General features: G+C 75.2%; 13 protein-coding genes and 1 pseudogene. 7 read left to right on the top strand and 7 right to left on the bottom strand.

Annotation, left to right across the window (positions count from 1 at the left end; genetic code table 11):
- Positions 1–196: 196 nt before the first annotated feature.
- The 7 genes from ACFV0G_RS22740 to ACFV0G_RS22710 all read left to right on the top strand — a co-directional run bounded on the left by ACFV0G_RS22740 (position 197) and on the right by ACFV0G_RS22710 (position 6,417).
- Positions 197–976 (top strand): IclR family transcriptional regulator C-terminal domain-containing protein, encoded by a 780-nt coding sequence (locus ACFV0G_RS22740; protein WP_380550770.1) that lies wholly within the window; start codon positions 197–199, stop codon positions 974–976.
- Between the two features lie 174 nt (positions 977–1,150).
- Positions 1,151–2,044: a metal-dependent hydrolase gene (locus tag ACFV0G_RS22735; RefSeq protein WP_380550767.1), complete on the top strand. Its 894-nt coding sequence runs from the start codon at positions 1,151–1,153 to the stop codon at positions 2,042–2,044.
- A gap of 22 nt (positions 2,045–2,066) precedes the next feature.
- Positions 2,067–3,152 (top strand): PDR/VanB family oxidoreductase, encoded by a 1,086-nt coding sequence (locus ACFV0G_RS22730; RefSeq protein WP_380550764.1) that lies wholly within the window; start codon positions 2,067–2,069, stop codon positions 3,150–3,152.
- Between the two features lie 11 nt (positions 3,153–3,163).
- Positions 3,164–3,994: a M24 family metallopeptidase gene (locus ACFV0G_RS22725; protein ID WP_380550761.1), complete on the top strand. Its 831-nt coding sequence runs from the start codon at positions 3,164–3,166 to the stop codon at positions 3,992–3,994.
- Positions 3,991–5,721 carry an SDR family oxidoreductase gene (locus ACFV0G_RS22720; RefSeq protein WP_380550758.1) on the top strand — a complete coding sequence of 577 codons (1,731 nt, stop codon included), beginning with the start codon at positions 3,991–3,993 and terminating at the stop codon, positions 5,719–5,721. Before ACFV0G_RS22725 ends, ACFV0G_RS22720 begins: the two co-directional genes overlap by 4 nt.
- Positions 5,722–5,788: 67 nt before the next feature.
- Positions 5,789–6,004 carry a type II toxin-antitoxin system VapB family antitoxin gene (locus ACFV0G_RS22715; RefSeq protein ID WP_380550755.1) on the top strand — a complete coding sequence of 72 codons (216 nt, stop codon included), beginning with the start codon at positions 5,789–5,791 and terminating at the stop codon, positions 6,002–6,004.
- A complete protein-coding gene (locus tag ACFV0G_RS22710; RefSeq protein WP_380550752.1) occupies positions 6,001–6,417 on the top strand; it encodes a PIN domain nuclease in 417 nt (138 codons plus the stop codon). Before ACFV0G_RS22715 ends, ACFV0G_RS22710 begins: the two co-directional genes overlap by 4 nt.
- A gap of 21 nt (positions 6,418–6,438) precedes the next feature.
- On the opposite strand, the gene ACFV0G_RS22705 is transcribed toward ACFV0G_RS22710, so the two are convergent.
- The 7 genes and pseudogenes from ACFV0G_RS22705 to ACFV0G_RS22675 all read right to left on the bottom strand — a co-directional run.
- The gene (locus ACFV0G_RS22705) at positions 6,439–6,738 is read right to left on the bottom strand and encodes a hypothetical protein (RefSeq protein WP_380550749.1); all 300 of its coding nucleotides are present in this window, start codon (positions 6,736–6,738) and stop codon (positions 6,439–6,441) included.
- Positions 6,739–6,850: 112 nt separating this feature from the next.
- A complete protein-coding gene (locus tag ACFV0G_RS22700) occupies positions 6,851–8,047 on the bottom strand; it encodes an XdhC family protein (protein WP_380550746.1) in 1,197 nt (398 codons plus the stop codon).
- Between the two features lie 64 nt (positions 8,048–8,111).
- Positions 8,112–8,864 carry a 4'-phosphopantetheinyl transferase family protein gene (locus ACFV0G_RS22695; RefSeq protein ID WP_380550743.1) on the bottom strand — a complete coding sequence of 251 codons (753 nt, stop codon included), beginning with the start codon at positions 8,862–8,864 and terminating at the stop codon, positions 8,112–8,114.
- Positions 8,861–9,268, bottom strand: coding sequence for an acyl carrier protein (locus ACFV0G_RS22690; protein WP_380550740.1), 408 nt, complete (start codon positions 9,266–9,268; stop codon positions 8,861–8,863). The genes ACFV0G_RS22695 and ACFV0G_RS22690 overlap by 4 nt, the downstream gene beginning before the upstream one ends.
- Entirely contained in the window at positions 9,265–11,583 is a 2,319-nt protein-coding gene (locus ACFV0G_RS22685; RefSeq protein ID WP_380550736.1) for a xanthine dehydrogenase family protein molybdopterin-binding subunit, read from the bottom strand. The genes ACFV0G_RS22690 and ACFV0G_RS22685 overlap by 4 nt, the downstream gene beginning before the upstream one ends.
- A complete protein-coding gene (locus tag ACFV0G_RS22680; RefSeq protein WP_380550733.1) occupies positions 11,580–12,098 on the bottom strand; it encodes a (2Fe-2S)-binding protein in 519 nt (172 codons plus the stop codon). Before ACFV0G_RS22680 ends, ACFV0G_RS22685 begins: the two co-directional genes overlap by 4 nt.
- A pseudogene (locus ACFV0G_RS22675) lies at positions 12,095–12,287 on the bottom strand (xanthine dehydrogenase family protein subunit M); the annotation flags it as partial. The gene ACFV0G_RS22680 and the pseudogene ACFV0G_RS22675, both read right to left, overlap by 4 nt.

The following is a 12,287-nucleotide window of genomic DNA, read 5'->3' as shown; positions in this document are numbered from 1 at the left end:
CCCCCCCCCCCCGCCCCCCGCCGCCGGGCCCCTTCCCCAGGGCAGTGGGAAGGGGCCCGGTGCCTTTTCCGCCCCGGCGCCCCGGGGATCGGGGCCGGATCCCGCAGAGGGCTGACGGCGGGGGCGGCCGCGTGGTTACGCTGGTTGCCGCCCCGGGCCGCGCCCGGGGGGCGTGCGGACCGAAGAGGGGGGCGCCATGACGGCACCGAGCCGGGGGCGGCGGGGCGGGCCGGCCCGCGGCGAACGGAATCCGTACGGGCTGCTGCACCGTGCGCTGCGGCTGCTGGAGGCCGTCGACCGGCACCCGCTGGGGGTGGACACGGCCGGTCTCGCGCGTGAACTCGCCCTGCCCGCCGGCACCGTGCAGGAGCTGGCCGAGGCCCTGGAGTGCGAGGGCTACCTGCTGCTGGACGAGGGGGCCTGGGTGCTCGGCGGCGCGCTGACCCTGCTCGGCCAGCAGAACCGCGAGCAGCTGGTGCGCGCCCGGCTGCACCGCAGGCTCGCCGACCTGCGCGACGAGCTGGGCGCGGCCGTGTACTTCAGCCGCTACCACGACGGCGAGCTGTCGGTGGAGGCGGTAGCGGCGAGCGAGGCCGCGCCCGCGGTGCAGGAGTGGGCGGACTTCCGGAGCACCGCGCACGCCAGTGCGATCGGCCGCTGCCTGCTCGGCCAGCTGGACGCCGACGGCCGCCGCGACCACCTCGCCCGGCACCGCCCGGCCCGCCTCACCGTTCGTACGGTCACCGACGTCGACCGGCTGCTGCACCGGCTGGACCGGCAGCCGGCCACCGTTCCGGTGCTCGACCTGGAGGAGTACGCGCTCGGCACGGTGTGCGCCGCCGTCCCGGTCACCGCCGGCAGCACCCTCGGCTGTCTGGCGACCTCGCTGCCGGTCGCGGACACCCACCGGCTGCGGGCCGCGGCGGAGCTGCTGGCGCAGCGGGCGGCGCCGCTGATGCTGGCGATGGCGGTCTGACGCACCCTCGGAGGGTCCCCGGCCGGCGCGTCCCGCCCGGGCCGGCCGGCCTCCCGGTCCGTCCAAGTTATTAGACTCGATGTCGATAAGAGCGCCCGAAACCCTTGTAGCCGCCTCTACCCGCGAGTAGTTTCTGGGTACGCCCTCGCCGCCCGCAGGTCAGGAGGCACCCCCATGCCCCGTTCCACCCCCGCCCCGGCCGTCCACCACGACCTCGTGCTGGAACCCCGCGACGTGCAGTTCGACTGGTCCGCGCTGCCGCTGCACTGGATCCCCGACGAGCCGGTCGCCACCCACGTCATCAACGTGCTCCACCTGCTGCTGCCCGAGGGCGAACGCTGGTTCGTCGAGGTCTTCAAGCAGGCCCTGCCGATGATCACCGACGAGCAGCTCCGCGAGGAGGTGCTCGGCTTCATCGGCCAGGAGGCCATCCACGCCGAGGCCCACCAGGAGGTCCTGGACCACCTGCTCGGCCAGGGCCTCGACCCCCGCCCGTACGTCCGCCAGGTCGGCTGGCTGTTCCGCCGGGTGCTCGGCGAGCGGCCCGGCCTGACGGCCGCCCAGCGCCGCGAGAGCGTCATCGAACGGGTCGCCTTCGTCGCCGCGATCGAGCACTTCACCGCCTTCCTCGGCAACTGGGCGCTCAACTCGCCCGGCCTCGACCGCGCCCAGGCCGACCCCACCATGCTCGACCTGCTGCGCTGGCACGGCGCCGAGGAGGTCGAGCACCGCAGCGTCGCCTTCGACCTGCTCAACCACCTCGACCCGGGCTACCTCCGCAGGGTCCGCGGAATGCTCGTCTCCGGCCCGATGCTCGTCCACCTCTGGGTGCGCGGCGCCCGCTTCATGCTCGCCGCCGACCCGCTGCTGGACGGCCGGATCAAGCCCACCTGGCGGGAGGCGCACCTCAACGCCAAGCGCGGCCTGCTGCCCGACCTGCGCCTGCTCGCCCGCTCCGCGGCCCGCTACTTCAACCCCGGCTACCACCCCACCCGCGAGGGCTCCTCCAGCCAGGCCCTCGGCTACCTCGCCACCTCCCCGGCCGCCCGCGCCGCAGCCGCCCACTGACCCGCCGCCCGGAGCCGCACGGATGGACCTCACCACCCCGCCCCCCGACCTCTACGGCCGTCCCAGGGCCGACCGCTTCATGCGCGCGGTCACCGCCTTCGGCGACCGCTACACCCCCGCGCTCACCCGCCCCGGACTGCGCCGCAGCCCGCGGCGCCCGCTGCCGCCCGGTACCCCGCCGCTGCGCCTGGTGGTCCGCGAGCGCCGCACGGTGGCCCGGGACGCCCTGGCCCTCGACCTCGCCGAGCCCTCCGGCGCCCCGCTGCCCGCCTGGCAGCCCGGCGCCCGGCTGCTGCTCACCCTGCCCTCCGGCCGGCGCCGCCACTACTCGCTCTGCGGCGACCCGGCCGACCGGCACCGCTACCGGATCGCCGTCCGGCGGATCGCCGACGGCGGCGGCGGATCCGCCGAGATCCACGACGCGATCGCCGTCGGCGACCTGCTGACGGCCCGTCGGCCGCGCAACGGCTTCGCGTTCTGCGCCGAGCCCGCCGTGCTGCTGCTGGCCGGGGGCATCGGCATCACCCCGCTGCTGCCGATGGCCCGGGAGGCGCACCGGCTCGGCCTCGACTGGCAGCTGGTGCACACCGGGCGCACCGCCGACTCCCTCCCGTTCACCGAGGAGCTGGCGGCGCTCGACGCGGCCCGCACCTCCTTCCTCACCGACGACCGCGACGGCGTCCCGGACGCCGCCGACCTGCTCGCCCGGGCGCCGCGCGGCGCCGCCGTCTACTGCTGCGGCCCCGCCCCCATGATCGCCGCGGTGCAGCGGGCGCTGGACGCCTCGCCGGCCCGCGCCCTGCACATCGAGCGGTTCGGCGCCGCCCCGATCACCGACGGCCGGCCGTTCACCCTGCGGCTCGGCGCCGACGGCCCCGATCTCGCCGTCCCGGCCGACCGCTCCGCCCTGGACGTCGCCCGCGAGGCCCGGCCCGACCTTGCCTACTCCTGCCGGCAGGGCTTCTGCGGCACCTGCCGGGTGCGGGTGCTCGCCGGCACCCCCGAGCACCGCGACCGCCGGCTCACCGCCGACCAGCGTGCCGCCGGTGACCTGCTGCCCTGCGTCTCCCGAGCCGCCGAGGGCGAGACGCTCGTCCTGGACCTGTGAGGAGCCGTCCGATGGCCTTCCCGTACGACGACCGCGACCTCGAGCGCTTCCGCGAGGTCCAGCAGCTCGCCTACCACTGCGCGGAGCAGACCGCGGCCTGGCTCGAACCCGGCGTCACCGAGCGCCAGGCCACCGCGAAACTCCGCCAGTGCCTGGTCCGCGCCGGGGTCGAGGACTTCTTCCACGTCCCGTTCGCCTGGTTCGGCGACCGCACCGCCTTCCGGCACTTCCACACCCCGCTGCAGTTCTTCGCCGGCGGCCGCCGGCTGGCCGAGGGCATGCCCTACGTGCTGGACTGCGCGCCGATCGTGGACGGCTACACCGCCGACATCGGCTACGGCGGCAAGATCGGCGAGAACCCCGTCTGGGACCGGCTCGCCCGGGACCTGCGGGTCTACCGCGAGCTGATCCTCGCCGAGGTCCGCGCCCGCCGCCCGCTCAACGAGGTGTACGCCGCGGTGGACGCCCAGATCGCCGCGCACGGCTACGACAACCGGCACCGGGTCTACCCGGGCCGGGTGATCGGCCACCGGGTCACCCGGACGGTCTCCCGCGGCCCGGCCGGCGTCGGGGTGTTCGGCTTCGGGGTGCGTACACTCCAGACGCTCGGCCGCGAGCTGATCGGCGAACGGCTGCACGGCCGCTCCCCGCTCTGGGCCGACGGGCGCGCCTCCCGGCACGCCCCGACCCCGGGCCTGTGGGCGGTCGAGCCGCACATCGGCTTCCGCGACGTCGGCATCAAGTTCGAGGAACTGCTGGTCGTCACCGACGACGACGCGTACTGGCTCGACGACGACCTGCCGCACGTGCGGCGCTGGACGCTCCTGGAGGAGGCCGCATGACCATCCGCCGCCGCACCGTCGACTCCGACGGGCTCCCGCTGGCCGTCTACGAGCAGGGCGACCCCGCCCACCCGACCGTCCTGCTGGTGCACGGCTACCCGGACACCCACGCGGTCTGGGACGACGTCGCCGCCGACCTCGCCGCCGACCACCACGTGGTCCGCTACGACGTGCGCGGCGCCGGCGCCTCCGGCGTACCGGCCGACCGCGGCGGCTACCGGCTGGCCCGGCTCGGCGCCGACCTGCTGGCGGTCGCGGACGCGGTCAGCCCGGACGAGCCGGTGCACCTGGTCGCCCACGACTGGGGGTCGATCCAGTCCTGGGAGGCCGTCACCGAGCCGGGCGCCCACCACCGGATCGCCTCCTACACCTCGCTCTCCGGCCCGTCCCTGGACCACATCGGCCACTGGATGCGGCACCGGCTGCGCCGCCCCACCCCGCGCCACCTGCGCCAGCTGCTCGTCCAGGGCGTGCACTCCTGGTACATCACCGCCTTCCACCTGCCCTACCTCGCCCCCGCGACCTGGCGGCTCGGGCTGGCCCGCGCCTGGCCGCGGGTGCTGCGCGACCTGGAGGCGGTCACCCCCCGGCCCGGGCACCCGCAGCCGACGCTCCGCCAGGACGCGGTGCGCGGGATCGAGCTGTACCGGGCCAACTTCCGCCCCACCCTGCGCAGTCCGCGCGAGCGGTCGACCGAGGTGCCGGTGCAGCTGGTCACCCTCCGCCGGGACCGCTACGTCTCCACCTTCCTCTCCGAGGGGCTGGAGCGGTGGGTGCCGGCGCTGACCCGCCGCACCCTGGACGCCGGGCACTGGTCGGCGCTGCTGGAGAGGGGCGCCGCCGTGGCGGGCCTGGTCCGCGAGCACGTGGCCCGGGTCCGGTCCGGACGGCCGCAGGGCGCACCGGAGGGCACGGCGGCGAGCGGCCGGCTGGTCGTGGTCACCGGCGGCGGGAGCGGCATCGGGCGGGCCACCGCGCTCGCCTTCGCCGAGCAGGGCGACCACGTGGTGGTGTGCGACCTCGACCCGGCCGGCGCCGAGCGCACCGCCGAGCTCTGCACCCTGGTCGGCGGCCGGGGCACGGCCCACCGGGTGGACGTCTCCGACGGCGAGGAGGTCGACGCCTTCGCCCGGCGGGTGGCCGCCGAGCACGGCATCCCGGACGTGGTGGTCAACAACGCGGGCATCGGCCACGCCGGGACGTTCCTGCAGACCACCGAGAAGGAGTGGCAGCGGGTCCTGGACGTCAACCTGTGGGGCGTCATCCACGGCTGCCGGGCGTTCGGCGCGCTGATGGTGGAGCGCGGGGAGGGCGGACACATCGTCAACCTCGCCTCCGCGGCCGCCTACCTGCCCGCCAAGTCGCTCGCCGCGTACGCCACCAGCAAGGCCGCCGTGCTGATGCTCTCGGACTGCCTGCGGGCCGAACTCGCCTCCCACGGCGTCGCGGTGACGGCGGTCTGCCCGGGGATCGTCAACACCAACATCACCCGGACCACCACCTTCTCCGGCCTGGACGCGCAGGCCCAGGCCGCCAAGCAGGCCAAGGCCTCCAAGGCGTACGCCCGTCGCGGCTTCCCGCCCGAGAAGGTCGCCGCCGAGATCGTCCGGGCCGTCCGCACCGGCCGCCCGTTCGTCCCGGTCACCGTGGAGGCGAAGGCGGCGCACTGGCTCGGCCGGCTCAGCCCGGGCCTGCTCCGCCGGGCGGCCCGCCTCGACGTCGGCTGAGGGGGACGGGTCCGCCTTGATATCGGCTAGGGTGGAATTCGATATCAGGGCGGATCGGGAGGTCGGTATGGCTCGGACAGTGATAGACGTCGACGACGACATGCTCGCCGAGGCCGCCGAGATCTTCGGTACGACCACCAAGGTCGCCACCGTGAACGCGGCCCTCGCCGACGCGGTCAAGCGGCGGAAGCGGGAGTCGTTCCTCACCTGGATCGCCGAGGGCGGGCTGCCGGACCTCACCGGACCTGTCGACGGTGGCGGGACGGAACACCGGGCGGCATGACCGGGCGCTACCTGATCGACAAGTCGGCACTGGCGCGGTTTCCCAAGCAGGCGGTTCGGGCGGTCGTCGAGCCCCTCCACAACGCCGGCCTGCTCGCCGTCTGCGCAGCGGTCGAGATGGAGGTCCTGCACAGCGCGCGTTCGAAGGCCGAGGCCGAGCGGATCCGCGACGAGATGCGCGGCTTCGACTGGTTGCCCGTCACCGACGAGGTGTGGGATCGCGCCCTGGAGGTCCAGGTCATGCTCGTCGGTGCGGGGAACTGGCGCGCCGTGTCGATGGCCGACCTCGTGATCGCCGCGACGGCCGAGCGGCACGGCGCCACCGTTCTCCACTACGACGGCGACTTCGACATGATCGCCGCCGTGACCGCTCAGCCGATGCGATGGGTGGTGCCACCGGGATCGGCCGACTGAGTCGGCCGGTCCGGCGGGAACTCAGCCCACCCCGGGGATCTTGGCGATGCCCGCGCTGAGTTCGTCGGCGTTCATGCAGGGGACGATCTCGACGTCGGCGCCCATCCGGAGCCAGAGCGGCTCGACGAGGGGGACGAGCGAGGCGCCGTCGGCGAGGTCCACGACCACGGTGAAGCCGCGGCGGCCGTGCAGCGGGTAGAAGTAGGCGGCCTCGGGCTTCAGGATGCCCATCATCTCCTCCATGGCCTTCTCCATACCGCCCTCGGAGATCAGCTTGTTGGAGAGTTCGGTGTCGATCGAGGCCTGGATCAGCATGCGCATGACGGCGGCCCTTCCGTGCGGAGCGACGACCGGCCGACCGCTCGGACCGTGCCCGGGTGGCGGCCAGTCCCTGCCTCCAGGGTGGCGCCGGGGGCCGGGCGCTGCATGTGGATCACGCCGCGTGCGGCTGCGGCTCCGGTGTCCTCTCGTCCGCCTTCCCGTCCCCGGTGCGGGTGAGGTCGTGGTGGATGGGGCCGGTGCCGGTGGAGAGGGGGAGGCAGGAGCCGCCGCGGCGGTGGGCGACGATCTCGGCGGCGACGGAGACGGCGGTCTCCTCGGGGGTGCGGGCGCCGAGGTCGAGGCCGATGGGGGAGCGGAGGCGGGCGATCTGGGTGTCGGTGAGGCCGGTTTCGCGCAGGCGGGTGGTGCGGTCGTGGTGGGTGCGGCGTGATCCCATGGCGCCGATGTAGCCGACGGGCAGGCGCAGGGCGCGTTCGAGGAGGGGGATGTCGAATTTGGCGTCGTGGGTGAGGACGCACAGGACGGTGCGGCCGTCGATGCGGTCGAGTTGGGTGTCGAGGTAGCGGTGGGGCCAGTCGACGACGACGTCGTCGGCGTCGGGGAAGCGGCGGGTGGTGGCGAAGACGGGGCGGGCGTCGCAGACGGTGACGTGGTAGCCGAGGAATTTGCCGATGCGGACGACGGCGGCGGCGAAGTCGATGGCGCCGAAGACGATCATGCGGGGGGCGGGGACGTAGGACTCGACGAAGAAGGTGGCGGTGCCCTGGCCGGTGTCGTCGCAGGGGCGGCCGTCGAGGCCGAGGACGAGTGTGCCGGTGCGGCCGGCGTCCAGCATGGCGCGGGCCTCGGTGACCGCGGCGCGCTCCAGGGCGGCCGTGGTGGTGGGTGCGGGGGAGAGCGTGCCGTGGTGCGCGTCCGCGGTCACCGCGACGGCGGCGCCGAGCAGGCCGGCGGGGCCGGCGACCACCCGGGCGAGGGCGACCGGGGTGCCGGAGGCGATGTAGGCGATGCCGGCGTCGATCGCCGGGTCGGTGCCCGGGGTGATCGGCTGGACGAAGACGTCCAGGACGCCGCCGCAGGTCAGGCCGATGGCGAAGGCGTCCTCGTCGCTGTAGCCGAAGCGCTCCAGGACGGGTTCGCCGGAGGCGATGGCCTCGCGGCAGAGCTCGTACACCGCGCCCTCGACGCAGCCGCCGGACACGGAGCCGACCGCCTCGCCGTCGGCGGAGACGGCGAGGGCCGCCCCGGGCCCGCGCGGGGCGCTGCCGGACACACCGACCACGGTGGCCACGGCGAAGACCTGCCCCCGTTGGTGCCAGGCACGGACGCTCTCGGCGATGTCCTTCATCTGGGTCGATCCTCAGTGCTCGGCGGGACGGGGCCCGGGGACGGCGGGAGGTGCGGGGCGGCGGTCAGGCGGCGCGGGCGGAGAGGTCGACCGTGCCGCCCGCGTAGAGGCTCTCGATCGGGATCCAGCGCAGCGAGGTGCGGGTGAGGGCGTCCGTCCGCACCGCCGCGGCGGCCGTGTGCCGGGGGCCGCACGGGATGTCGACCACCGTCCAGCCGGGCGGCCAGGCGGACTCGTCGGCGCCGAGGTAGTCCTCGGCCAGCGGACGGCCGAGCCCCGTGCCGAGGCCCTTCAGGTACGCCTCCTTGCGGGTCCACAGCTGCCCGAAGGCGGCCCGGCGCAGCGCCTCCGGGACGGCCTCGATCTCCGCCCGCTCGTCCGGGTGGACGGCGGTGGAGCAGACCCGGACGGTGGAGGCCCGGGGGACCTGCTCGACGTCCACGCCGATCGGGTCGGCGGCGACGCCGACCAGCACCATCCCGCTGCTGTGCGAGAGCGAGAAGTGGACGGACGGGTCCGGGACGCTCAGTGTCGGGCGCCCGTGCGGCTGGTCGCAGCAGGGGCACGGCTGCCGGGCGAAGCGCAGGTCGGCCGCGGGCCGGCCGAGGTAGGCGCCGAGCAGGCGGCGCAGCGCGATGTGCGCCGACGCGTAGAGGAAGCCGCCGGTCTGCCGCCGGCAGGCGCTGGCCCGGGCGAGCTCGCTCTCGTCGAGCTCGGTGAGGTCGAGCGTGCCGGTGATGTCGTCGGGGTGGGGCTGGCGCAGCAGCCAGAGGTCGACCCGGCCATTGTCGAGCGGCGCCGCCGCGGGGGCGGTCACCCCATCCCCGCCGGCACGGCGAGCGGTCCGGCGGCCGCGGCGAGCGGCCGGCCGAGGGCGGCCGCGGTGCGGGCCGCCAGTTCCGTGATGCTGGGCGAGCGCAGGACGGTCGTCAGGTCGAGCTCCACGCCGAGGGTGTCGAGGATGCGCCGCTGGAGTTCCACGCCCATCATCGAGCCGATGCCGATGCTGACCAGCGGGCGCCCGGGGTCGACCAGCTCCGGCTCGGTCTGCAGGATCCCGGCGACCTCGCGGCGCAGGTACTCCTCGACCAGGGCGGGCCGCCCGGCCGGGCCGGCGGCGGCGAGTTCCGCGGGCGAGGGGGCGGTGACCGCGAGTGCGGCCTCCCCGTCGTCCCACTCGTCGGGATCCAGCCAGGCCGGAACCATCCGGTGCTGCGTCATATCGCCTCTCCGTCCTTGTCAGCGGTGTTGATCAGGGCCATGACCCGGTCCGGGAGCAGCGGCAGCGCGCCCACCGTGCCGGGGAGCCGGAGGGCGTCGCGGACGGCGTTGGCCACGGCCGCGCCGACGCCGGCGGTGCCGCCCTCGCCGGCGCCCCGGACGCCCAGCGGGTTGCCCGGCGCGGGGGAGTCCTCGAAGACCTCGATGCGGATCTCGGGGAGGTCCGAGGTGCGGGGCCAGAGGTAGTCGCCCAGGGTGGTGCAGAGCGGTACGCCCCGCTCGTCGTACCGGAATTCCTCGAACAGCGTGCCGCCGATGCCCTGGACGGTGCCGCCGATCAACTGGGCGTGCACCAGCGCGGGGTTGACCGCCCGGCCGATCTCGTAGCTCACCGCGTAGCGCAGCAGCCGGACCGCGCCGGTGTCCGGGTCGACCTCGGCCTGCGCGTAGTGCGCGCCGTAGGGGTAGGTCATGCCGTCGGCCGCGTAGGTGCCGCGGCCCAGCAGTCCGGGCTCCTCGCCGGTGCGGACGAACTGCGGGGTGAAGCAGGCGGCCGCGATCTGCCCGAACCCGAGCCGGCGTTCGGGCGCGCCGTCCACGGCGAGGCCGCCGTCGCGGACGACCAGCCGCTCCGGGTCGGTGTCGAGCAGGGCGGCGGCGACGCGGCGGGCCTTGGCCAGCACCTGTTCGGCGGCGAGCTTCACGGCGGTGCCGCCGACCACGGTGGTGCGGCTGGCGAAGGTGCCCGAGCCGTCCGCGAGGACGTCGGTGTCGGAGAGCACCACCGCCACGGACTCGGTGGGCACGTCGAACTCCTCGGCGGCGATCTGGGCCATCACCGTCTCCACGCCCTGGCCGACGTTGGCGCCGCCCATGGCGACCCGGATCGCGCCGGTCACGCCGACGTCGACCACCGCGCTGTCGTAGCCGAGGCCGGCCTTCTCCAGGATGACGGCGCATCCGGTGCCGACCAGCCGGCCCTGCTCCCTGGCCCGGCGGGCCTCCTCGCGCCACGCCTCGTAGCCGAAGAGCTCCCGGGACTTGTCGAAGTGCTCCAGGTGGTCCTTGCCGTCCAGCAGCATCGGCGCCCCGAAGACGTGCAGCGGCCGCAGGTGCGGCAGTTCGGCGCCGTCGAGCAGGTTGATCCGGCGCAGTTCGACCGGGTCCACGCCGAGCCGGTCGGCGGCGAGGTCCATCGCGTGCTCGCGCACGAAGTTGTGCTGGAACCGGCCCGGCGCGCGGTACGTGCCGACCGGGGTCTTGTTGGTGGTGACGATGTGCACCCGGCTGCGGCAGGCGGGCATCCGGTAGGGGCCGGACATCATGGCGGAGGTGAGCGCGGCCACCACCGCGCCGTGGGTGCGGATGTAGCCGCCGGTGTCCATCCACGCCTCGCCGCGCAGGCCGAGCAGCCGGTGCTCCTCGTCGAAGGCGAGCTCGATCCGGTGGTCCTGCTCGCGGGCGTGGTTGGCGGCGATCAGGTGCTCGGTGCGGTCCTCGGTCCACTTGACCGGCCGGCCCGTGCGCAGGGCGAGGAACGGCACGAGCAGGTCCTCGGGGTAGAACTCGCCGCGGATCCCGAAGCTGCCGCCCGCGTCGGTCTCCAGCATGTGGATCCGGTGCTCGGGGAGGCCGAGCAGCTGCGCCATGACCCGGCGGTTGAAGTACGGGACCTTGGTGGCCCCCCAGACCGTCATCCGCCGGGCGCGGGCGTCCCATTCGGCGACCAGGCCGCGCGGCTCCAGCGGGGTGCCGCTGTGCCGCCCGACCCGGAGGTCGGCGGCGATCACGTGCGGGGCGGTCTCGAAGACCGCGTCGACGTCGCCGTACGCGAAGTCCACGGTGCCGACCAGGGCGCTCGCACCCTGCCAGCTCTCGGGACGCAGTGCGGCGCCGGCCCGGGCGTCCAGCGAGACGGGCAGCTCCTCCAGGTCGAGCGCGACCAGTTCGGCGGCGTCCTCGGCCAGGTACGGGTCCTCGGCGACGACCGCGGCGACCGGGTCGCCGACGTAACGGACGTACCCGGTGGCCAGCGGCGACTGCAGGTACGGGGTGAAGTCGATGCCGGGGGCGGGCTGGCGGACCGGGATCCGCCCCGTGCCGGCCAGGTCGGCACCGGTGATCACGTCGACCACGCCCGGGTGGGCGGCCGCGGCGGCGGTGTCGACCGCGCGGATCCGGGCGTGGGCGACGGGCGAGCGGACGACCCGCAGCCAGAGCTGGCCGGGCCGCACGGTCTCGTCGTGGAACCGGCCCTGGCCGCGCAGCAGCCGGTCGTCCTCCAGCCGCGGGACGGAGGTTCCGATGGCGTTCACGCGTCCTCCCCCGACATCGCGTCGGCACCCGGGCTGCCGGGCCGGGCCGCCGCCTCGATCGCGTCGACGATGGCCTCGTAGCCGGTGCAGCGGCAGAGGTTGGCCGCGGCGCACTCGGTGATCCGGGCCCGGTCCGCGTCGGGCTCCTTGCGGAGCAGGGCGGTGCCGAGCATCAGGAAGCCCGGGGTGCAGAAGCCGCACTGGAGGGCGAAGTGCTCCTTGAACGAGCGCTGCAGGGGGCCTAGTTCGCTGTCGGGGTGGGGGCCGGCGGCGAGCGACTCGACGGTCTCGACGGCGGTGCCGTCGGCCTGGGCCGCGAGCATCAGGCAGGAGCGGACGGGCTCGCCGTCCACCAGGACGGTGCACGAGCCGCAGACGCCGGTCTCGCAGCCGACCGTCGTGCCGGTCAGTCCGAGGTCGCGCCGGAGCACGTCGGCGAGGCTGCGCCGGGGGTCGACGGCCAGGGTGTGCGCGGCCCCGTTGGCACTGAGCTCCAGCGGGATGGGCGTGGTCATGGCGCGGATGCCTCCTGGGGTGCGGCCGTGCAGCGGGCGAGGGAAGCGGCCAGGGCCCGGCGGGTCATTGCCCGGGCGAGGTCGCGGCGGTACCCGGCCGGGGCCCGGTGGTCCGCGGGCGGGTCGAGGTCCTTGGCGGCCAGCCGGGCCGCGTGGTCGAGCAGACGGGGGTCGGGGGCGCCGCCGAGC

The sequence above is a fragment of the Kitasatospora sp. NPDC059571 genome, assembly GCF_042735675.1.
In the GTDB taxonomy this organism is placed as follows: Bacteria; Actinomycetota; Actinomycetes; order Streptomycetales; family Streptomycetaceae; genus Kitasatospora.
The sequence above is the reverse complement of the archived record's forward strand: the minus strand, read 5'-3'. Positions and strand labels throughout refer to the sequence as shown.

What these genes read in the sequence shown, in the direction of transcription:
- ACFV0G_RS22690 (WP_380550740.1), bottom strand. Translation starts at nt 9,268, where the DNA reads ATGACGCAGCACCGGATGGTTCCGGCCTGGCTGGATCCCGACGAGTGG.
- ACFV0G_RS22680 (WP_380550733.1), bottom strand. Translation starts at nt 12,098, where the DNA reads ATGACCACGCCCATCCCGCTGGAGCTCAGTGCCAACGGGGCCGCGCAC.
- ACFV0G_RS22725 (WP_380550761.1), top strand. Translation starts at nt 3,164, where the DNA reads ATGGCCTTCCCGTACGACGACCGCGACCTCGAGCGCTTCCGCGAGGTC.
- ACFV0G_RS22715 (WP_380550755.1), top strand. Translation starts at nt 5,789, where the DNA reads ATGGCTCGGACAGTGATAGACGTCGACGACGACATGCTCGCCGAGGCC.
- ACFV0G_RS22730 (WP_380550764.1), top strand. Translation starts at nt 2,067, where the DNA reads ATGGACCTCACCACCCCGCCCCCCGACCTCTACGGCCGTCCCAGGGCC.
- ACFV0G_RS22740 (WP_380550770.1), top strand. Translation starts at nt 197, where the DNA reads ATGACGGCACCGAGCCGGGGGCGGCGGGGCGGGCCGGCCCGCGGCGAA.
- ACFV0G_RS22705 (WP_380550749.1), bottom strand. Translation starts at nt 6,738, where the DNA reads ATGCGCATGCTGATCCAGGCCTCGATCGACACCGAACTCTCCAACAAG.
- ACFV0G_RS22700 (WP_380550746.1), bottom strand. Translation starts at nt 8,047, where the DNA reads ATGAAGGACATCGCCGAGAGCGTCCGTGCCTGGCACCAACGGGGGCAG.
- ACFV0G_RS22720 (WP_380550758.1), top strand. Translation starts at nt 3,991, where the DNA reads ATGACCATCCGCCGCCGCACCGTCGACTCCGACGGGCTCCCGCTGGCC.
- ACFV0G_RS22735 (WP_380550767.1), top strand. Translation starts at nt 1,151, where the DNA reads ATGCCCCGTTCCACCCCCGCCCCGGCCGTCCACCACGACCTCGTGCTG.
- ACFV0G_RS22710 (WP_380550752.1), top strand. Translation starts at nt 6,001, where the DNA reads ATGACCGGGCGCTACCTGATCGACAAGTCGGCACTGGCGCGGTTTCCC.